This window comes from Nocardia uniformis NBRC 13702 (assembly GCF_001613345.1).
In the GTDB taxonomy this organism is placed as follows: domain Bacteria; phylum Actinomycetota; class Actinomycetes; order Mycobacteriales; family Mycobacteriaceae; genus Nocardia; species Nocardia uniformis.
On the sequence record NZ_BDCE01000039.1, the window covers coordinates 78,629 to 99,302 of the forward strand.

The 20,674-nt window shown below is 66.9% G+C and carries 20 protein-coding genes and 1 pseudogene; 10 read left to right on the forward strand and 11 right to left on the reverse strand.

The genetic code is table 11. The annotated features are described in order from the left end of the window. Window positions 1–6: 6 nt before the first annotated feature. Genes NU1_RS11180 through NU1_RS11195 form a run of 4 tightly spaced genes read right to left on the reverse strand, consistent with a single transcriptional unit; the run spans window position 7 to window position 5,436 of the window. Window positions 7–1,932, reverse strand: a complete 1,926-nt coding sequence (locus NU1_RS11180) for a tetratricopeptide repeat protein (protein ID WP_067520033.1) — start codon at window positions 1,930–1,932, stop codon at window positions 7–9. After that, window positions 1,929–3,788 carry an ABC transporter permease family protein gene (locus tag NU1_RS11185; RefSeq protein ID WP_067520034.1) on the reverse strand — a complete coding sequence of 620 codons (1,860 nt, stop codon included), beginning with the start codon at window positions 3,786–3,788 and terminating at the stop codon, window positions 1,929–1,931. The genes NU1_RS11180 and NU1_RS11185 overlap by 4 nt, the downstream gene beginning before the upstream one ends. Beyond that, the gene (locus tag NU1_RS11190) at window positions 3,785–5,092 is read right to left on the reverse strand and encodes an ABC transporter substrate-binding protein (protein WP_067520038.1); all 1,308 of its coding nucleotides are present in this window, start codon (window positions 5,090–5,092) and stop codon (window positions 3,785–3,787) included. The genes NU1_RS11185 and NU1_RS11190 overlap by 4 nt, the downstream gene beginning before the upstream one ends. A gap of 11 nt (window positions 5,093–5,103) precedes the next feature. Further along, entirely contained in the window at window positions 5,104–5,436 is a 333-nt protein-coding gene (locus NU1_RS11195; RefSeq protein WP_067520039.1) for a VOC family protein, read from the reverse strand. Window positions 5,437–5,538: 102 nt separating this feature from the next. Between NU1_RS11195 and NU1_RS11200 the strand changes: the two genes are divergently transcribed. After that, window positions 5,539–6,000, forward strand: coding sequence for a M23 family metallopeptidase (locus NU1_RS11200; protein ID WP_067520040.1), 462 nt, complete (start codon window positions 5,539–5,541; stop codon window positions 5,998–6,000). Between the two features lie 202 nt (window positions 6,001–6,202). On the opposite strand, the gene NU1_RS11205 is transcribed toward NU1_RS11200, so the two are convergent. Continuing rightward, complete coding sequence (locus NU1_RS11205; protein WP_067520041.1) at window positions 6,203–6,535, reverse strand: transglycosylase family protein; 333 nt, start codon at window positions 6,533–6,535, stop codon at window positions 6,203–6,205. 487 nt (window positions 6,536–7,022) lie between these two features. On the opposite strand from NU1_RS11205, the pseudogene NU1_RS11210 reads away from it, so the two are divergent. The 5 genes and pseudogenes from NU1_RS11210 to NU1_RS11230 all read left to right on the forward strand — a co-directional run bounded on the left by NU1_RS11210 (window position 7,023) and on the right by NU1_RS11230 (window position 12,345). After that, window positions 7,023–7,869, forward strand: a pseudogene (locus NU1_RS11210) (metal-dependent hydrolase). Window positions 7,870–7,914: 45 nt separating this feature from the next. After that, window positions 7,915–8,796 (forward strand): metal-dependent hydrolase, encoded by an 882-nt coding sequence (locus NU1_RS11215; protein WP_067520049.1) that lies wholly within the window; start codon window positions 7,915–7,917, stop codon window positions 8,794–8,796. Window positions 8,797–8,807: 11 nt separating this feature from the next. Beyond that, on the forward strand, window positions 8,808–10,352 hold the full coding sequence (locus tag NU1_RS11220; protein WP_067520052.1) for a flavin-containing monooxygenase: 1,545 nt from the start codon (window positions 8,808–8,810) through the stop codon (window positions 10,350–10,352). Beyond that, on the forward strand, window positions 10,349–11,287 hold the full coding sequence (locus NU1_RS11225; protein WP_067520054.1) for an SDR family NAD(P)-dependent oxidoreductase: 939 nt from the start codon (window positions 10,349–10,351) through the stop codon (window positions 11,285–11,287). The genes NU1_RS11220 and NU1_RS11225 overlap by 4 nt, the downstream gene beginning before the upstream one ends. Continuing rightward, the gene (locus tag NU1_RS11230; protein ID WP_067520055.1) at window positions 11,284–12,345 is read left to right on the forward strand and encodes a ferredoxin--NADP reductase; all 1,062 of its coding nucleotides are present in this window, start codon (window positions 11,284–11,286) and stop codon (window positions 12,343–12,345) included. Before NU1_RS11225 ends, NU1_RS11230 begins: the two co-directional genes overlap by 4 nt. 19 nt (window positions 12,346–12,364) lie before the next feature. Here the strand turns inward: NU1_RS11230 and NU1_RS11235 are convergent, their stop codons facing one another. From NU1_RS11235 to NU1_RS42190, 3 genes are all read right to left on the reverse strand, one after another. Next, the gene (locus tag NU1_RS11235; RefSeq protein ID WP_067520056.1) at window positions 12,365–13,108 is read right to left on the reverse strand and encodes a TetR/AcrR family transcriptional regulator; all 744 of its coding nucleotides are present in this window, start codon (window positions 13,106–13,108) and stop codon (window positions 12,365–12,367) included. Between the two features lie 114 nt (window positions 13,109–13,222). Then, complete coding sequence (locus tag NU1_RS11240; protein ID WP_084521193.1) at window positions 13,223–14,452, reverse strand: SPFH domain-containing protein; 1,230 nt, start codon at window positions 14,450–14,452, stop codon at window positions 13,223–13,225. A gap of 2 nt (window positions 14,453–14,454) precedes the next feature. Next, window positions 14,455–14,886, reverse strand: coding sequence for an NfeD family protein (locus NU1_RS42190; RefSeq protein WP_067520140.1), 432 nt, complete (start codon window positions 14,884–14,886; stop codon window positions 14,455–14,457). A 150-nt stretch (window positions 14,887–15,036) separates the two neighbouring features. Here NU1_RS42190 and NU1_RS11250 point away from each other — a divergent pair, with 150 nt between their 5' ends. Further along, complete coding sequence (locus NU1_RS11250; RefSeq protein WP_084521186.1) at window positions 15,037–15,864, forward strand: DUF3097 domain-containing protein; 828 nt, start codon at window positions 15,037–15,039, stop codon at window positions 15,862–15,864. 22 nt (window positions 15,865–15,886) lie between these two features. Continuing rightward, window positions 15,887–16,696 (forward strand): Rv1486c family protein, encoded by an 810-nt coding sequence (locus NU1_RS11255; protein WP_067520057.1) that lies wholly within the window; start codon window positions 15,887–15,889, stop codon window positions 16,694–16,696. A gap of 13 nt (window positions 16,697–16,709) precedes the next feature. Here the strand turns inward: NU1_RS11255 and NU1_RS11260 are convergent, their stop codons facing one another. Then, window positions 16,710–17,210 (reverse strand): SRPBCC family protein, encoded by a 501-nt coding sequence (locus NU1_RS11260; RefSeq protein ID WP_067520062.1) that lies wholly within the window; start codon window positions 17,208–17,210, stop codon window positions 16,710–16,712. Then, window positions 17,207–17,572: a metalloregulator ArsR/SmtB family transcription factor gene (locus NU1_RS11265; protein ID WP_067520064.1), complete on the reverse strand. Its 366-nt coding sequence runs from the start codon at window positions 17,570–17,572 to the stop codon at window positions 17,207–17,209. The genes NU1_RS11260 and NU1_RS11265 overlap by 4 nt, the downstream gene beginning before the upstream one ends. A gap of 128 nt (window positions 17,573–17,700) precedes the next feature. Between NU1_RS11265 and NU1_RS11270 the strand changes: the two genes are divergently transcribed. Beyond that, on the forward strand, window positions 17,701–18,414 hold the full coding sequence (locus NU1_RS11270; RefSeq protein ID WP_067520066.1) for a dienelactone hydrolase family protein: 714 nt from the start codon (window positions 17,701–17,703) through the stop codon (window positions 18,412–18,414). Window positions 18,415–18,420: 6 nt separating this feature from the next. On the opposite strand, the gene NU1_RS11275 is transcribed toward NU1_RS11270, so the two are convergent. Next, window positions 18,421–19,323 carry a LysR family transcriptional regulator gene (locus NU1_RS11275; protein WP_067520068.1) on the reverse strand — a complete coding sequence of 301 codons (903 nt, stop codon included), beginning with the start codon at window positions 19,321–19,323 and terminating at the stop codon, window positions 18,421–18,423. A gap of 70 nt (window positions 19,324–19,393) precedes the next feature. Between NU1_RS11275 and NU1_RS11280 the strand changes: the two genes are divergently transcribed. Beyond that, entirely contained in the window at window positions 19,394–20,551 is a 1,158-nt protein-coding gene (locus tag NU1_RS11280) for a TDT family transporter (RefSeq protein WP_067520144.1), read from the forward strand. The last annotated feature ends 123 nt before the right edge of the window (window positions 20,552–20,674 follow it).

Here is a 20,674-nt window from a genome sequence, read left to right on the forward strand (position 1 = left end):
ACCCGCTCAGCCCCCATTCACCGCGAGCGGCCAGCGGTCGATCTCCGCCGAGGGATCGACGCGAATCCCCGCGCCGTTCAACGCGGTTACGGCCCGCCCCCGGTAATACTCGGCGTGGCGGACGACAGGCGCGAGTTCGCCGCCGTGATTGCGCGCGGTGATGTCGCCACCGCGGCGAATGGCCTCGTTGAGCCAGAGCGTCGCCTGACGAAGCACCTCGGTGGTGGTCAGCTCCCCGTCGTCACCGAGGAGTAGGCCGCCGTGTTCGGGGGCCACGATCGCGGCCGAGCCCAGATGCTGGAGGTTGCGGGCGATGCCGAGTTCGTCGGCGAGAGTCAGGTAGTCGCGCAGCGCCGACTGCCAGCACCGAAGGGCGCGGTCCGGTTCGCCGCGCGCCCACCAGACCCCGCCCATGGTTTCGCGGATATGCGCGCTGCCGTGCGGGTTACGTCCGTCCCGGGTCAGCGATTCGGCCAATTCCAGCCGGTCCGTGGCGGCTTCGAGCCGCCCCTGATGCTGGTGCACCACCGCGAGATTCACCAGGGCAGCCACCTCGCCCGCGATATCGGCGCGCGGTAGCCGCCGCCAGGCCCGCTCCAGATCCCGTTCGATCTTCAGCAATTCGACCGCGGGATACCGATCGGACGTGGCGGATTCGGGGTGCGCCGACAGTTGGGCCAATCGTCGCAGTGCCGCGGCGTGCTTGGCGCGAGCGCCCAGGCTGGTGACGGTCTGCCGTGGCCGATAGCCGGTGCCGTGCAGGCGACACCAGTCACGCAGCCGGTGATATCGATCGCGCAGCCCACGAATCCGGAACCATCGCCAGCGACCCGAATTGTCGCCCGGGTCATCGGGTTCATCGACTTCGCCGGCGCGGATACGGGCGAGTTCCCAAAACAGGCGAAATCCCGATCGAGCGTTCGGTGCGGGTGTGGGATCCAGCGGATCGGTCCGATTCATATCGTCCTGGGTCACCATGCGCATCGCTGTGGCGATACCGATCCTCTCACCGGCCATCCGCACGTTTTCGCCGTACCCACACACGGCGTACCAGCTGTCGAGCGCGTCGGCAATACGAATCAAATCCGCCATGATGGCAAGTCGCAGCTCCCGCACCCCCGGTGTGAGACGACTGGTCGCACAAACGATCACGAGTTCGTGCAGATACGGAGCCTCGGCGACGAACCAGCGGCGGGCACCGGCGGCCGTCGCAGTGCGGTCTAGCGCTATGGACCACCGATGGGCCAGGTCGGCGTGGTAGCGCAGTAGCGTGGGCAGCGCCGCCCGCCACATCGGGTCGGTGGGAACGAGTCTCGGTGCCGGATCCTGCGGCGACCGCGGTCGGCGGCGGCAGTGCTGTGCGTCGGTCAGCTCCAGCCGAGTCTGCAACAGCGCATTCAGCAGCTGAATGGCCTTGTCCCCCGGGAGTTCCAGGACATCCGGCCGCCGGGCCGGGGCGTCGAGCATGGCAGCCAACATGGACAGCAGCGCGGCGGTGCGGTACTTGTCGATCGGGAGAGCGTCGATCACGATGGACGCCTGGACCACGGTCGTCTCGGCGGCACCGTGCTGCCCCGTCGGGTGCTCCATATCGAGGCGTAACCCGGTGCCTACCACGCGCCCCGGCACCACCAGATCCGCGATGAGGTCGGATTCCCTTGCCGCGGCATGCCGTTCCCGAAATTCACGTCTGAGCCGGTACAGCACATACACGGCTCCGGCGGACACCGCGATAATCACCGGCAACCACAGCACCGTTTCGACAATCGCTTTCACCCCGGGGTTGTCCCCGACTGAATCCACCACCAGATTCCTGGCCAGCTCGTAGATCAGCGCGGTGGCCACCGCCGACATGCCCACCAGGAACGCACGCCACGACGACGATTTGGGGGTGGAGATGAGCGAGGTGTCCTCGTGTCGAGGTTCGGTCATCGCGGGAACCCGCCGGTGAGGCCGGGCACCAGCCACCGCCGCCAGGTCGCCAGCAACAGCAGCACCGGCACGACGGCCGATATCAGCGCGCCCACGGCGAGATGGGCGGCGTTCTCATGGAATTGCCGCGCCTCACCCCAGAGCAGCAACGACCACGGGCTACCGCCCGCACCGCTGACCAGTAGCCCGATGAAGAAATCGTTCCACACCTGGATGAACTCGAGCACCACCACCGCACCCAAGGCCGGACCCGCGACAGTCCCGAATCGGCGCAATGCCGTTTCGGGACTGGTCAATCCGTGCAGGGCGTCGGCGGCGGGACTGTCGGGCGGGGCGAGCAGTGCCCCACGCAGGATCAGGATCGCCATCGGCAAACCCGCCGACGCATGGACGAGGATCAGCGGAATGCGGGTTCCGGAGAGTCCGGCGCTATCCATCAGGGTGCGGATCGGACCGGCGTAGAGCTGTGCGGGCATGACCGTCAGCACCACCAGAATTGGAACCACGACACCGGTTTTCAGGCCGTCGGTGGCCAAGGCGGCCAGCCGGTAAGCGATCGGCACCGCCGCACCCGCGACCACGACGGTGGCCAGGACCGCCACCCACGCCGTCGTCTCCAGCGAGCGCCAGAGCGCGTCGTCACCGCTCGCCCATCGCCAGGCGTCCCAGCCGAAGCCGCTGCCCTGCCGGACCGCCCCGAACGCCAGCACGGCTATGGGAACGACAGTGAGCAGCGTGACCATCGCGAGCAACATCCGCGGTCCGATTCGATTGCGCCCCGATGCCATTCGCGATGGTCGTTCTTCCACCCAATGGCGGCGGTAGCGGCGCATATCCGGTTGCAGCGCCCACGCCACCAGACCGATGAGCACGGCCAGCGGGAGGGCGTACGCCGATGCCTCACCACTGTCGAACCCGCTGGTGGCAGCGAGATTCCACCAGTGCACGGTGGCACTGTCCACCGCGACCTGCATGGTGCCGGGTACCGCGATGAGGACCACATCGAAGACACGAGCGGCCGCGATACCCACCACGAGCCCGAACAACAACAGCGGCGGGCGCAGCAGGCGGACCAGTGTCCTCAGTGTCGCGAACGAGAAGTTCGGTTCCCGGTCCTCGCCGCTGTACAGCCCGGCGCTACGGACCGGATCAGCATCGAGGCCGAGAATGGCGGCACGACACAGACAGATCAGAACGCCCAGCCAGGTCCACAGGAACGCCGACAGCAGCATGACCCCGAACCAGATCCGGTACTGGAGAACGCTGTCCAGCGCGAAACGGTCCGCGAGCCATTCGAAAATCAGACGGAAGGCGATACCGGAGACGAATGCCGAGATACCGAACGGGATGATGAGCGGCCCCCACAGCCATCGAGAGTTCTTGCCCCACCACGCGATTCCCAGGGCGACACCGACCAGCGCCTCACCGAACGCTATCCAGCCCACCGTGCGCAGGTATGCCCACGCACCGTCCCAGCCGAGTTCCACGCCGATCAGAGACAGGGCGATCAGCAATGCCGCCGTAGTCGACACCGGCGTCCATCGGCGGTACCGGGTCCCCCATGGTCCGGTCGTGGATGCGCGATGGCGCACGAGCAGTGTGCCGACAACCACCGAAACGGCGGCGAGGGTACAGCCGACCACCATCCGCGGTTGCGCCGCAGCGGCTCGACCGAGCGTCCATGCGGTGGGCGCGATCAATACGACGCCGATGAGCACCAGGGCGGGAATTCGCATGGCGAACCAGAACCAGCGCTGTGGCGGACGGCCGGGCACCAGCGGTCCGGCCAGACGGCGCGTGGTCAATTGGATTCGCAGACCATTGGTTTCGAGGGTGTGCGGTTCGAATCCGGTCACCCGGGCCGCCTTTCCTCGAGCGTGGTGAGCCGGTCGAGTGCTCGGCCCACCGCGGCGCCGACCCGGTCGGCGCCTTCGGCCACATCGACCAGGAAGTCGGTGAGGGTGCGCTGCAGTCCCAGGCGGCCGATGCCCCAGCTGATGCGATCGGACAGATCGAAGCGCGACCACGAATCCAATTCCGGGGCAATCGATGCCAGCAGCGGCGGATATCGGTTCGCGGTACGCAGGTTCGGCGAGAGGAAACCCCCGTATCGGGTGATCCACGGCTGGGAAACATCCGGGGCGGCCAGCGCGGCGAGCCAGTCGCGGGCCGCGTCCCCGGCCCGCTCGGTCAGCACCATGACATCACCGGCACCGATCTTCGGGCGTAGACCGCCCGTCGTGGCCGCGGGGAACGGGGCGATACCGACCACGTCCGTGCTGCGCCGGGCGCTCGACAGGCTCCGGCGCACAATCGGTTCCGCGAAATCCGGTGCCACCACCATGGCCGCGCGCCGATGTTCGAATACCTCGCGGATCGCATCCGTGAACTGTCGTGTCAGTGCTACCGGCGCGCCTCCTGAGAAAGCTGTGGGATGTCCCCACAACTCACCGAGCCGGAACAGTGCCGCCTGTGTTTCCGGGCGGTCCCATCGCCGAACGCCGGTCGCACTTTCCAGATCCGCGTAGGCGCGAGCGGATTGCGCGGCCAATAGATTCTCGAAGAAGTCGGTGACCACCCAACCGTCCGCGGCCCCGAGCGCCAGTAGTCGCACCGGAGTGGCGGCCAGGGTTTCCATCTGACCGATCCACGCCGACACCGTCCACGAGTGTGGATCACCGAGTCCCCGCTCGGCGAAAGTATTCCGGTCATACCAGACCAGCGATTTCAAGCTGTACTTGAACGGCAGCCCGTAGACGGCGTTCCCCCGCACCAGCAGGTCCTGCCACTGCGGCGAATAGCGCGGTCCGTCGTGGTCCGTCCAGAGCGTCGCGTCGATCTGTTGCAGCCGGTACCCGTCGTCGAGTAGTTCGCGAATCCGCCCGACCTGCGGGAGCATCACGATCTCCGGAGCCGACGGCCCCCGCGCCGCGAACGCCGTATCGATATCGTCGCCGAGCGGGATCACCTCGACGGCCCGCAGTTCCGGGCGGCCGGACCGGACCCCCGCCACGACCGTGTCGAAGGCCTGCCGCTCGAATCCACTCCACGGCACCGCGATCCGAACCTTGTCCCGATCTCCCAGCAGCGCATCCGGCGCACAGGCACCCAGCAGCGGCACGGTCAGCCCCACCCGTAGTACCGCTCTGCGTGTGATCACCGGCTGGCTGCTCAGTCCGGAACCACGCAGAAGATATGGCCGGTGGGTGCGCGCATCACCCACCAGCGGTCGACGAACTCGATTCGCTCGGCTCCGAGAGCTTCGAGGCGGTCGGCCTCGGCATTCACGTCGGCGGCATAGAGATCCAGGTGGTAGCGGCTGGGGCCGCCGATGCGTTGCATTTCCAGCTGCGCGGTGCCGCGGGCGGCGGGCAGGCTGACGTATGGGTCGGTGGGATCGTCGGGTGCTTCGGTATCCGATTCCAGTGCGGCCGACCAGAATCGGACGCCCTCGTCGAAGTCACCGTCGGCTGAGCAGTCGATGAAGAAGGCGTATCGGCGCATAACACCCGATCTTAGGTCGCCGATCATCACCGCCTTGGGCTATTCCGCTTGCCCGACAGCATATTCCGGACAGAATGGAACTACAGCGAGGAGGACACCCCTATGCCACCCAGGGTCTGGCCGCTCGAACGGGGCCATGTCGTCACCTCTCCCTTCGGTCCCCGCTCCGGAGGCTTCCACTGGGGTACGGACTTCGGCTGGCCGGGTGGCTCGGCAAACCGACCTGTCTTCGCCACCCAGGGCGGTTACGTCACACACTCCGGCCCCGCAACGGGATTCGGCCTCTGGGTTGTGGTCGACCACCCCGCCGCCGACGGTGCGGGCACCACGGTCTACGGACACGTCAGCCCGGAAGTTCCGGTCGGCCGCCGCGTCGAGGCGGGTGAGCGCATCGCCACCGTCAACCCGAACCGCGCCACCAATGGCAATGTCGATCCACATCTGCATCTGGAATGGCATCGCTCGGTGTGGGTCCCACCCGGTCCCGGCCGTCTCGACCCACTACCGCTGCTCGCGGGAGCCGCGTATCCCATCGCGATACGACGGCACGTACTGCTCGGATGAGCACGCTCGGCGCTGTTGCGCCCAGGCGGCACCCACCGCGATGAGCACGATGTGTTCGCCGATGGCGGCCTGATCGCGGCGCCTGCCGCGGCGCCGATCCAGCCGCGACGTCAGGCAACGACGAAGGCCCCGTCGCGCACCATTGGGCGACGGGGCCTTCCAGTCTTACGGCAGAGCGTGTACTACCTCGCAGCGGCGATCGTCAGAGGTAGGCGCCGCAGGTCGGCCACGCGCCGGGGCCCTGGGTGGCGAGCACGTTCTCGGCCACGCGGATCTGCTCCTCGCGGCTGGCGTTGTGGGCCATACCGGTACCGCCATTGGCCGCCCAGGTGCTCGGCGAGAACTGCAGGCCGCCGTAGTAGCCGTTACCGGTATTGATGGACCAGTCACCGCCGCTCTCGCACTGTGCGACTGCGTCCCAGTTACCGGCGGCCGAGGCGGTCGCGGTGGAGGCCACGAACGGAACGGCGGCCAGCGCGCCGACAGCGGCGAAGGTCGCGAGGGTACGGGTGCTGAACTTACGGTTGAAGTGCATATGAATTCCCTGCCTGCGCCCAGCCCACCCGGCGATTACTCGAGCCGGGTTCCCGTCCCCAGGTGTGTCGGGTAGTCCTCGAACCGTGGGACGGGGTTTACCGGTGTTCGGCGGTTCGAGGCGAGATCGGATGTCTCCGAGCCGTGAACGACCATAACGGAACAATCACGTCGAATCACGGACGGGTAACGTCCGATTTGACGAGCATTGAATAGTAATCGGGTCGCCGTTTTCGCTGACCATTAGGCGAGTCGCCGTGAATGACATTCGCGTTGTTATTAAACGGAAATGTGCGCGAGGTCACTGTAATGGGGTGATTCGAGTCGCCACATAAACCACACGGGCCACTCGCGTTCATGCCCACGGGAGCGGCGAACCAACGAAGAGACCGTCTCGATTCACCTACGACACCTTCCCTCTAGCCGTCTGAGACGGTATCGTACTTGCAGTACCGCATACTGCTGGTACCAGCTCAACGAGGTGCGCTATGACCACCACATATCCCAAGGCCAGGCGGATCAGGTTCCGCTTCGGCGATCCCGAACCGATGTCGAAGTACTACGCGGGCGGCGACATCGTCTTCAGTCACTTCATCGCGGGACTGTCCGCCGGGTTCCCGCCCGGTGAGGAGTCCTTCATCCGGTCGGTCCGCAAGTTCGCCGACCACATCACCGATCCGCAGCTGAAGAAGCGGGTCGCCGGCTTCATCGGTCAGGAGGCGATGCACGGCCAGGAACACCGGCGACTCAACGACCAACTGGCCGAGATGGGTTATCCCGTCGAGTGGTACGACTCCCCCGCCGCGGTCGAACGGATGCGCGGACTCGAGGAGCGCCTACCCTCCCTGGTGCATCTGGCCGGTACCGCCGCGGCCGAGCACTATACGACCGTCCTGGCCACCCGGGTGCTCACCCGGCCGGAGGTACAGGCCCTCGCGGGCGATCCCGAAGTGCGAAACCTGTTGAACTGGCACGCCTTCGAGGAGATCGAGCACAAGTCGGTCGCCTTCGACGTCTACCGCACCGCCGGCGGCAGCGAGGAGGTGCGCATCGCCATCATGGCGGTGCTGCTCGGCCTCACGCTCCCGCTCACCATGGTGGGTCTTGACGCTGTCGCTGCGCCGCGATCCCTACGCCCGCCGGCATCCGCTGCGATTGGCGCGCGAGGCGTACACGCTGTTCCGCGGTCCGCTGTTCAAGGGCCTGGGCAGGGAGCTGGCGCAGTATCTGCGTCCCGGATTCCACCCCGACGATATCGACACCGCCGCGCTGCTGGACCAATGGCGCGTCGAGCTTTTCGGCGAGGACGGCGTTCTCACCGACCACCTGCAGTAAGCCGCGGCGGACGGCACAGCCGCCACGAATCAATGGAGATTCAGCATGAGCAAGAACGCGACCATCAATCGGACCAATGGCTATCCGCAGGTGCGGCGCATGCGCTTCCGGTTCGGCGAACCCGAACCGATGACACGCCACTTCGCCGACGGCGACATTGTCCTGAGCCATCTCTCCGCCTTACTGTCGGCGGCGTTCCCGCCCGGTGAGGACTCGTTCGTCCGCTCGGTCCGCCGGGTATCGGGGCAGATCGACGATCCGGTCCTGAAGAAGCGCGCGGCCGGATTCATCGGCCAGGAGGCCATGCACGGGCAGCAGCACCGGGTGCTCAACGATGAGCTGGTCAAGATGGGTTATCTGCTGGTGCGGGTGCCGCACTTCGCACCGGGCAGTCGGCGTGAGAAGGCGTTCATTCGCGCGGAGAATCTGATTCCGGCGCGGGTACATCTGGCGGCGACCGCGGCGGCGGAGCACTTCACGAGCGTCCTGGCACGACGCGTGCTGACCAGCCCCGAACTACAGCAGATCGCCTCCGCCAATCCCGAGGTACGCAATCTGCTGAACTGGCACGCTCTCGAAGAGCTCGAGCACAAGTCGGTGGCCTTCGATGTCTACCGTGCCAGCGGCGGTGGGGAGGCCGTGCGCATCGGCGTCATGACCATCCCGTACGTCGGGGTCATCCCGTTCGTCGCGGGCGCGGTCGCGCTGTCGATTCTCACCGATCCCCGCGCCTGGCGGCCGATCACAGTGGCCAGGCAGGCCATCGATGTCCTGCGGGGACCGCTCGTCAAAGGCTTGCAGGCCGAGGTGCGCGAGTACCTGCGGCCGGGCTTCCATCCCGACGATCTCGACACCGAAGCGCTGGTTCGGCACTGGCAGCGCGAGCTGTTCGGGTCCGACGGCGAACTCCTCGACCGCGTCCGCTGACTGGAGCCACCATGACTACCCAGCAGCAGCGCGCCGATCACGAGGTCGTGGTGGTCGGCGCCGGATTCGGCGGTATCGGCGCCGGTATCGCCCTACAGCGCAAGGGCATCCACGACTTCGTGATCGTGGACAAATGGGACCGGGTCGGCGGCACCTGGCATGCCAACACCTATCCCGGTGTGGCCGTGGATATTCCGTCGTTCATCTACAGCTTCTCCTATGAACAGCGCGGCGACTGGTCGCGGGTCTTCGCGCCCGGCGACGAATTGCGCGACTACGCCGACAGCATGGTCGACAAGTACGGGTTGCGGCGGAAGTTGGTGCTCAACACCACGATTACCGGAGCCGAGTACGACGAGGACGGCGGGCTGTGGCGGCTGCGTACCGATAGCGGACGAACGCTGACCGCCCGGTTCGTGGTGATGGCGATCGGCGGGCTGGAACGGCCGAAAATGCCTGAGATTCCCGGATTGCAGGACTTCGGTGGGTCGCTGATCCATACCGCGCTGTGGAATCACGACGTGGCGCTGACGGGTAAGCGGGTGGCGGTGATCGGGACCGGTGCGACCGCGCTGCAATTGGTGCCCGCCATTGTCGACGAGGTCGAGCATTTGACCGTCTTCCAACGCACACCGATCTGGGTCTTCCCGAAACGCGATGCGGCGGTGCGAGGTTGGGGCCGGACGGTACTCGAAACGCCGTGGCTGCGATCCGGTATCCGCCTGGTCGGCACGGTCGCGACCGAGATCGGTATGGGCGGGATGGTGGTGGGGCCGGGCTGGCTCACCGATACCGGACGACGACTGGCGGAGATTCCGGCGCGGCGGTGGATGCGGTCGCAGGTGCACGATCCGGTGCTGCGCGAGAAGCTGATTCCCCGCTACGGCCTCGGCTGTAAGCGGCCGTCCATGTCGAACGAGTACCTGTCCACCTTCAATCGCGACGACGTCGATCTCGTCACCGACTCGATCGTGCGGGTGGATCAGCGCGGGGTGATCACGGTCGACGGGGTGCGGCACGATGTCGATGTCCTCATCTGCGCGACGGGATTCAAACTGTGGGAAAAGGACTCGATTCCGCCTTTCCCGGTGATCGGACGTGAGCGGACCAGCCTCGCCGATTTCTGGGATACGCAACGGTTCCAGGCCTACCACGGGGTGTCGGTCCCGGGGTTCCCGAATATGTTCACCATTACCGGGCCCTACGGGTTCGTACTCGGCTCCTATATTTGGATGATCGAGGCGACCGCCGCACATCTGAGTCGCGCTATTGCCGAAACCAAGCGGCGCGGTGAAACCGTCTGCGAGATCAGTCGATCCGCACATGACGAGTATTTCGCGAAATGCCTGCGACGGCAGGAGAAGAATTTCCTCTTCACCTCCGCCTGCGATGGATCGAATACGTACTACATCAATAGTCACGGTGATTCACCGTTCCGGCCGTCGACACACGGTGAGATGTATTGGCAGAACCGTCACTACAACCTCGACGACTACCGGTACGGCACGCCGGCGCGCGCGCCGCACACCACCACCGTTCTCGAGGAGTCGATATGAAACTCAATGACATTCGGCCCCGGCTGGTAGTGGTGACCGGAGCGGGCAGCGGAATCGGACGTTCGGTCGCGCTCCGGTTCGCGCGCGGCGAAACGCATGTGGTGGTCTCCGATATCGATCTCGATGCCGCACTCGCTACCGAGGCGATGATCCACGCACGGGGTGGTCGGGCTTCGGCGGCACGTCTGGACGTCACCGATCCGCAGGCGTGGGAACTGTTCGCCCGCAGTGTCCTCGCCGACCACGGCGTCGCGGATGTGCTCGTCAACAATGCCGGAATCGTGGTCGGCGGGTCGTTTTTGGATATGCGGCCCGCCGACTGGGATCGCCAACTCGGGGTGAACCTGCTCGGGGTGGTGCACGGCTGCCGCGCATTCGGGCGGCAGATGGTCGACAACGGGCAGCGCGGGCATATCGTGAATATCGCGTCGGCTGCGGCCTTCACACCGACGCCGGTCATGTCGGCGTACTCGGTATCCAAGGCCGGGGTGAAGATGCTCACCGAATGCCTGCGGCTCGAGCTGGGGCCCAAGGGGATCGGGGTGAGCGCGATCTGCCCCGGCTTCATCAATACCGGTATCGGTGAGCACGCCGTCACGGTCGGTGTCGACGAGGCCATGATCTTGCGGGGTAAGGAGTTCGCGCACAAGCTCCAGGAGGTGGCGGAGCGGCTGCCGTTCGCACCGATGAGCCCGGATCTGGTGGCGCGCGCCGTCGTCCGCGCGGTGCGCTACGACCTGGCCGTTGTGCCGGTGCGGCCCGAAGCCTGGTTGGGGTATGCCCTGATGCGGATCGCGCCGGGCCTCAATCGCCGTCTTACCCAACCGTTCTCGACCGAACGGCTGACGCAGCTGGCCGGGTGGGCACTACAGCAGCTCGAGGGGCAGGCGGCTCCGGCCGACAGAGCACCGACACCCGCGGCGGTGCGGCGATGACCGCACGCGCCCATACCATCAAAATCGCGGAGGTGGTGCGTGAGACCGCCGACGCGCGCACCCTCGTCTTCGATATACCGGACGACCTGACCGCGCGGTTCTCGTATCGGCCCGGACAGTTCCTGACGCTGCGGGTGCCCAGTGAGCGCACCGGGTCGGTGGCGCGGTGCTATTCGCTGTGCAGCAGTCCGCACTGTGATGACCGGCTGGCGGTGACGGTGAAGCGCACCGCGGGCGGGTACGCGTCGAATCTGCTGTGCGATATCACCATTGCCGGTGATCCGGTGACGGTATTGGAGCCGCTGGGGACCTTCGGTCCACGCGGTCTCGACGGTGATCTGCTGCTGGCGGCGGGCGGTAGCGGGATCACGCCGATCATGTCGATTATCAAATCGGTCTTGGTCGTGGGGCGCGGGAGCGTGGTGCTGCTGTACGCGAACCGCGATCGGCGGTCGGTGATCTTCGGGCGGGAGCTGGCGGAGCTGGAGCGTCGCCACCCGAAACGTCTACGTGTACTGCACTGGTGGGAATCCGACCGGGGTCTGCCCACGTCGCGCCGGGTCGCCGAAGCGCTGCGACGGCACCGCAAACGCGAGTGGTATATCTGTGGGCCACTGGGATTCACGACGGTGCTGCGCTCGGCGGCCGCGTCGCTGCGAGTGCCCACCCATCAGATCCACCTGGAGGAGTTTCGCTCGCTGGCGAGTAATCCCTTCGAAGAACCCACTCCCCCACGGGAATCCGCCACGCGCGCACCGCTGACCACCGCCGCTCCCGGCCGCAGCGCGGCCCTCGAAGTCGACATCGACGGGCGGACACATCACTTCCGGTGGCCGCGCACCGAACGGCTGCTGGATGTCCTGCTGAACAACGGGATCAACGCACCGTACGTATGCCGGGAATCGGCGTGCGGTACCTGCGTCTGTGCGGTGAAGCGCGGGCGCACCCGAATGGTTCGCAATGAGGCGCTCATCGATGCCGAACTCGAGCAAGGGCTGACACTTGCCTGCCAGACTCTGCCGGAGTCCGACGACGTGCGGATCACCTTCGAACAATAGCGGTGCGGTGGTGGAGCTCTCACACCATGGCAAAAGCCAGGTGTGCGGGCTTGCGCACATCCACGGCCACCTTGTTGAGCTGGGCGACGGAATCCAGCACCGCGGTCGCGATGGTCGTGACATGTTCGGCGAAGCGTTCGGCGGTCATGTGCTCGTCGCGGGAGCGGTTCGCGCCCAGGTACCACTCGGTGGCGGATCCGACCGCGCCGAAGATCGCATACGTCGTCAACTCCAGGCTGCCGGTGTCGACCAGTTGCCCCTCGAGCTGCTCCTCGACAATGCGCGCCACCAGCAGCGCGGATCGCTGTGACACCTCGAGGGCGCGTTCGGGTTGGTCGGTCTGCTGCGCCATGCGACCGTGCACCAGGAAACGGAAGACCTCGGGGCGCTCCTCGACCTCGGCCACGTATTCGGCAATACCCACGCACAGCAGGTCGGCGACCGAGTCATCCAGGAGATTCACCCGATCCAGCACGCGATCGAACAGCCTGGTCTGTACGCGTTCGAGGATGGCGAGGTACAGGTCCGTCTTATCGTCGAAGTGCCGGTACAGCTTGGGTTTCGCACAGCCGGCGGCGCGGGCGATATCGTCCATGCTCACATCGGGACCGTGCTCGGCCAGCGCGCGGAGAGCGGCATCGACGAAATCCGCCCGAACCTGCTCGCGATGCGCACGCCACCGTTCGGTGCGGGCATCGGGCCGAGATCCGGCTCCCGAGTTCCGCTTCGCGGCGCGGGAGACCTTCTTATCGGCAGCCGACATATCGTCATAATATGCGATACCGCCGGTACCGGGTCGGTTGCCCGCGTCATCGAGCCCGCGCCACCACCCGGCCGAGCCGCTGGGCGCGGACGATCCGGGTGGTCGAACGGCGTGTCAGTACTGGCCGCCCGGTTGGTCCGGTCGGTGCCCGCCCGCCTGCGGGTCGCGGAGCCGGTGGGTCTGCCTGCTTTGGTCCACCGACAGCTGACGGGGCGGTTCCGGCAGTCGGTTGCCCATATCGAGTGGGGTGTCGACCGGGGTGCGGGCGTCGGCTTCGGCGGCGCGGACGGCGCGTTCGGTGGCCGGGTCGGTCGCGGTATCGAACCAGTCGGCGACCTCGTCGGAATCGTCCTGGGGACGTTCGGCGGAATCTCCGTCCGGCGCGGGCTCGTAGCGGAAGGTGCCGTCTTCGCCCTTCTCGGCGAAGTTGCGCGCGAAACCCTCCAGGGCCTTGCCGAAATCGCTGGGCACCAGCCACACCTTGTTGGCGTCACCCTTCGCCACCTGGGGCAGGGTTTGCATGTACTGGTAGGCCAGCAGTTCGGGAGTCGGTTTGCCGGATTTGATGGCGGCGAACACCTTCTCGATAGCCTTCGCCTCGCCTTGGGCCTGCAGATAGGCGGCAGCGCGCTCACCCTGGGCACGCAGGATGCGGCCCTGGCGCTCACCCTCGGCGGAGAGGATCGTGGACTGCTTCGCGCCCTCGGCGGAGAGGATCTGCGCCTGCTTCTGCCCCTCGGCGGTTTTGATGGCCGCCTCACGCTGACCTTCGGCGGTGAGGATGATGGCGCGCTTCTCCCGGTCGGCCTTCATCTGCTTCTCCATCGATTCCTGAATCGACGGCGGCGGATCGATGGCCTTGAGCTCCACGCGCGAGACCCGCAGACCCCAGCGGCCGGTGGCCTCGTCGAGCACCCCACGCAATTGGCTATTGATGAAGTCGCGGGAGGTGAGCGTCTCCTCCAATGTCATACCGCCCACCACATTGCGCAGGGTGGTGACGGTCAACTGCTCGACCGCGGCAATGTAGTTCGAGATCTCGTACACCGCGGCCTGCGGCGTGGTGACCTGGAAGTAGACCACCGAGTCGATCTGCACGGTCAGGTTGTCCTGCGTGATCACCGGCTGAGGTGGGAACGACACCACCCGCTCGCGCAGATCCACCTTGGCGCGAATGCGGTCGGCGAACGGCACCAGGAAGGTCAACTGCCCGGAAACCGTGCGCGAATAGCGGCCCAGCCGTTCGATAACCGCCGCCTCCGCCTGTGGCACCAATGCCACCGACTTGAAGACGGCGACCACGGCCAGCAGGATCAAAACCCCCGCGACAATGCCCAACAGCATGACTACGGCCCCTTCCATACGACGGCGGTCGCGCCGTCGATCTCCATGACATAGACGGTCGCGCCCGCCGGATAGCTCTCGGTGGCGTCCAGCGGACGCGCGGTCCACTCCTGCCCGTCCAATTTCACCAGCCCGCCGTTCTCGTCGACCGCCCGCAATACCGTGGCCGACTTACCCTGGAGCGCCTCCATACCCATCGGGGTGTGGGGCACAATCGCGTAGCGCCGCAACAGAATAGGCCGGACCACCAACATGAGCGCGATGGAGCTGATCGCGAAAACCACCGCATCGATAATGAGCGAGGAGCCGGTGAACGCGCTCACGCCCGCGGTGGCGAGCGCCGCGCTGCCCAACATGAGCAGCGTGAAATCACCAATGAGCATCTCTGCCGCCGCGAGCACAATCCCCGCGATCAGCCAAATGATTGCGGCCACGAACTCCACAGTAGTCGTTTCGGTGCGTCGGGGCCGGGTAACCGTCACTGCCGTCACCCGTATTCGGGCACGGCGGCGCGCAGCCGCGATTTCGGTGACCCGCCGCGCCGCGCACCCGCGATCGCGGACGGTCCCGGTACGGTCGTTCGGGTGAGCGGGCGTGACATCTATGGCGGTGACATCTATTCCGGACATTCCAGGACACGGAAGCGCGAGATACCGAGGGTGGTCGCCGAACGCGATCTGGTGGCCGAGGACGCCGCCACCGGATTCTGCGGTGCCGTAGTCGGTTTCGACCGCAGCTATGACGGCGAGTTCGTGAAACTCGAGGATGGCAAGGGCCGGGTGCGGTTGTTCGCCATGCGTGAGGCCGCGTTCCTCATCGATGGACATCCGGTGACGCTGGTGCGGCCCACCGCGACCGCGCCGAAGCAGCCGACGAGGTCGGCCTCGGGTTCGACGCGGGTGGCGGGATTGCGAGCCCGGGTGGCGCAGGCCAGTCGGATCTGGGTGGAGGGCGTGCACGATGCCGCGCTCGTGGAACGGGTGTGGGGGCACGATCTGCGGGTCGAGGGCGTGGTGGTCGAACACCTCGAGGGGCTCGACAATCTGGCGCAGCGGCTCACCGAATTCGGGCCCGGCCCCGGACAGCGCGTCGGGGTGCTGGTGGACCATCTGGTGACCGGATCCAAGGAGACCGGCCTCACCACCGGACTGGGTCCGCACGTGCTCGTCACCGGGCATCCGTATATCGACGTGTGGGAGGCGGTGCGGCCCGCCGCCGTCGGCATTCGAGAATGGCCGAAGGTTCCGCGCGGCGAGGACTGGAAAACCGGCATCTGCGACCGACTCGGTTGGGGCACACCGCAAGACGGCTGGCGGCGGGTCTACAACTCGGTGTCCAGTTTCCGGGATTTGGAAAGTCCGCTGATCGGGGCCGTCGAACGATTGATCGACTTCGTGACCGAACCGCAGTAGCCCTGCAGTTATCCTCGTAGACATGAGTACCCCGAGCGCCACGCTGACCGTGTGGGCCGGCTCCTGGCTGGCCGGTGGCAGCGCCCCCGACGATGTACTGGACGCGCTGCGCGCCTGGGCACCCCGGCAGACCGTGGCCGCCGGGGATCCCGTCACCGGCGGTCACACGGGGCTGCCGTGGGCCGCCGACGATGGTGTCGACGCCGCACGGGGCGCCGGAATCATGGCGCTGCTCAAACTGATTCGCGAGTCGGTCAGTGCGCCGGGCGCTCGGTTGCGACTGGTACTGCCGGTGCCGGGCGATGTGCGCGGTCTGCCCGGCGGCACCGAATTCGCCGCCGCCGCAATGGAAACCGGCGAGGGACTGCTATTGGGTACACCCGGGACCATCGGCACCGGGCTGGTGCCGCTGTGGCCCGATGACGACACCCTGCAATGGACAGTGTTCTCCACACCGATACCGGTCGCCGAACCCGATATGCCGCTCGGCGAGGCCGAATACACCATGCGCCAGGCGGTTCGAGATGCCGCGGATGCTTTGCAGCTGCTCCAGACCACCCGCATGGAGGGTGGCCCCGCCGGGCCGCGCGAACTCATCGAGGCCGAACTCGCCAGCCATTCCAAGCACACCTACCCGGATTACCTACCGCTGCGCGCTCGTCGCATTCTCGATACCGCCGACCAGGTGGCCGCCATACTCACGGTCGCGGAACGCGAACCGGCCGCCGCCCCGACCTCGGCCAGTGCGGCGGCCGCGCAGGAAACGCTGCTGCGTCCGCTGTGGAACGCCATCCGCTCCGCCCGGCTCGCCGCGGTGCACGCCACACCGTGACCACGGACCCGGGTCAGAGGTTTTCGGCGAGCTCCTCGTAGTAGGACTTCATGGACGGGTAGTAGTCGTCGAAGCTCGGCAGTGGCGCGCCGAGTTCGGCCGCGACCAGGTTGTCGAGGTAGTACTCCCAGCCGGGGCCGACGCCACTGACATCGGCTTCGGGGTCGAGATGCTGAGTGAAGACGAGTTCGGTACCATCGGACCGTTCGGTGAGCACCACGTCCAGGAACCAACTTCCCGCCTCATCGATGGTCGATACCGCGAGGCGACGAGGCGGTTCGCAGGCGTCGACGCGCATTTCGAACCAGGGCTTTTCCTCTTCGAAACTCATCTGCACCTTGATGGTTCGCCCCGGGCCCGCCTCACCCTCCCAGGGGCCGAACCAGCGGGCGGTGCGGTCGGATTCGGTGACGCTCGCCCACACGTCGGCGGTGGGGGCGCGGAAGTGCCGGGTCAGGACCAGATCGCGGCCGGCTTCGGTGCGAAGCAGGCGTCCGGCGGGTGTTGGGGTCATGCCGTGTTCTCCCTTGTGTCGACGCGGTCGGCCGGGCGTGCGCGCCGTTCGCGCCTGGTCCGGTAGACCTCGGTTTCCAGTGCGTCGAGGCGCGTTTCCCACTGCTCGGACCGCTCCAAGCGCGCGATCCAGTCCGCGATCTCGCGCAGCGGCGCGGAATCGAGGCTGTAGAAGCGCTGGCGGCCGACCAGTTCGTCGCACACCAGACCACTTTCGCGCAGCACCCGCAGGTGACGACTGATCGCGGGGCGACTGATAGGGAATCGCCCCGCGATATCACCGGCGGTGAGTCGGTCCGTGCGCAGCATCGTCAGAATCTCCCGGCGTACCGGGTCCGATATCGCTGCTGCCACCTCGTCCACGCGAGAACCGTAACCGATGGGTTACACGTTTGTCGATGGTTGGCGACTGATGTCCTCCCGCTGTCGCCCGCGCTTGGCCCAGAATGGCTGCGGGGGCAATGCCGCCCCCGACATGGGAGGGAGTCACCATGCCCAACACCATTTTTCCCTCGGGCACGCAGGCACTGTCGGCGTACCTCGCGGTCCCCGAGGGTGACGGGCCGTGGCCCGGGATCGTCATGATCCACGACGGGCTCGGACTCAATGCCGACCTGCGCAGGCAGGCCGACCACATGGCCGCACGGGGCTATCTGGTGCTCGCGCCCGATCTCTACTCGGGCGGCAACAAGGTCGGGTGTATCGCCGCGACGGTGCGGACCATGGCGCGCGGGAAGGGGCCCGCGCTCGCCCATATCACCGCCGCCCGCGAGCACCTGATCGCCCGGCCGGATTGCACCGGCAAGACCGCCGTCATCGGATTCTGTATGGGCGGCATGTTCGCCATCATGGTGTCGACGGGATACGGATTCGATGCCGTCGCACCGAATTACGGCATGCCCCCGCCGTGGCTCGAGGTCGACGATTTCGTACGGCAGGGGTGCGCTCCCCTGGTGGGCAGCTACGGGGATGCCGATTTCTCCATTCCCGAGCACCAGGTACAGGCACTGGAGAAGCGGCTCACCGAACTCGACGTGCCGCACGACATCACGGTGTATCCCGAGACCACGCACTCGTTCTTCCAGGACAATGGCGGAATGACCGGCAGGTTGTTCCGGGTGGCAGGGCTGCGGCACAATCCGGCGGCGTGCGAGGACGCGTGGGAGCGGATCTTCGGATTCTTCGACGAGCATCTCGCCCGCTGAGGCCGATCAGCCGCGCGCGATGGCGTACAGGTCACGAGCCGGACCGGTCGGGCGCTGGCCGCGGGGCCAGATGGCGCGCAGCGGACGGTCCAGGTCGAGGCCGGTCACGGTGAGCGACAACAGGACTCCGTCGGCCAGTTCGCTCGCCACGGCCAGCGAACTGAGTACCGCGGGGGCGAGCCCCCCGGCGACCGCGGTTTTGATGGCGGTGGTGGACGACAGTTCCAGCATGACCTTCGGCTCCCAGTCGGGGATGACGCGGCGCATGGCGCGCTCGAAGGAGATACGGGTACCGGAACCGGACTCCCGGTAGATGAGGGGCGTATCGACCAGATCGTCCACGGTGAGCGCGGTGCGGCGGGCCCAGCGGTGACCGGGCGGGATCACCACGATCAGGCGATCACGGGCCACCACATGGCTTTCCAGGTCCGGTGGCACAGACGGGCTCTCCACGAAGCCGATATCGGCGCGACCCTCCAGCACCAGGCGGGTGACGTCGGCGGAATTGCCCGATTCCAGGGCGATGCTGGTATCCGGGGTACGCGAGCGCAAGGCCATCAGCCATTTGGGGAACAGGTACTCCGCGACAGTCTGGCTGGCCGCGACCTGTAGCCGCGAATCACGTTGGGTGCGCAGGGTGTCGATGCCCGCGTCCAGGCGCGCGGCGGCATCGACGACATCGCGCGCCCATTCGGCGATGAGCGCGCCCGCCGCCGTCGGCTTCGACCCGAGCGAGGTGCGTTCCAGGACGGGCACTCCCACCAGCTGCTCGAGGTAGTGCATGCGCGAACTCGCCGACGGCTGACTGATACCGTGCGCCCGCGCCGCGCGTCCCAGACTGCCGAGTTCGATTACCGACAGCAGCAGATCGAGAGCGGCGAGATCGGGCACGCGCGGCGACAGGGACATAGAACGATTCTATGGATGCATCGATATGCGGGTGCTACCGGGCGCGGTGTGGCGGGCGCAGGCTGAAGCCATGACCGCAATCCTCCATCGCCCCGCAGCGCGCTCGCCCCGAACCGTGACCCGGTCGGTGCGCGCGCCGCGACTGGAGCCCACCGACGCCTTCCGGCATATCGGCCCCAATTGGTTCGCCGTCGTCATGGGCACCGGCATTGTCGCCACCGCCGTCGCGACCCTGCCCGCGCAGCCGCTCGGGCTGCGTGCGGCCGCGACCGTCGTGTGGGCATTGGCCGCACTGCTATTGGTCGTGATCACCGGCGCATTCGCCGCGCACTGGCTGCGCCATCCCCACGCCGCGCGGGCGCACGGCCGTCATCCGGTCATGTCGCATTTCTACGGTGCTCCCCCGATGGCTCTGATGACCGTCGGTGCGGGCGCTCTGCTGCTGGGCTCCGATGTGATCGGCCTGCGCGCCGCGCTCGCCATCGATTGGGTGCTGTGGTCGGCGGGTACCGCGCTCGGCCTGCTCATCGCCTTGGCCATCCCCTACCGCATGATGACCGGGGAATCCGCCAGGCCCGAGGCCGCTTTCGGCGGCTGGGTCATGCCCGTGGTATCCCCCATGGTCTCCGCCGCCACCGGCGCGTTGCTCGTCCCGCACCTGCCCGCCGGACAGGCTCGGCTGACCATGATGCTCGGCTGCCTGGCCATGTTCGGACTGAGCCTGATCGCCGCACTCATCACCATCACCATCATCTGGTCGCGACTGCTGCATTTCGGCCCGCCCGCCAAGGAAGCCGTCGCCACCGTGTGGATCGTGCTCGGCCCGCTCGGCCAATCGGTCACCGCCGCCGGACTGCTCGCCAATGCCGCGCCCAGCGCGCTGCCCGAGATCTACGCCAAGGGGCTGATGGTGTTCTCGGTCGTCTTCGGGGTAGCCGCTTGGGGATTCATGATGCTGTGGCTGGGCCTGTCGGTGGCCATCACCGTGCGCAACCGCAAGGCCATGCCCTTCAACCTGACCTGGTGGGGGTTCACCTTCCCCGTCGGCACCTGCGTCACCGGCAGCAGTGTGCTGTTCACCCACACCGGCGCGGACCTGTTCGCCGTGACCGCCGTGGGGCTCTACATCCTGCTGGTGAGCGCCTGGGCGGTTGTTGCCGCCCGAACCCTCGCCGGGGTGCGGCACGGTGGACTACTGCAGCCTCCCGCCCCGGCACCCGCCATCTGACCTGCGGCAGAGTGATATTCGCGGCGATGCCCGCGCGCCGGGACCCAGTTGTTCTGGCGCGCAGCGCATTCCCGCGCGCCCTGCCGGATTGCATTCGCTGCACTTATGCGGGACATGCCTTTC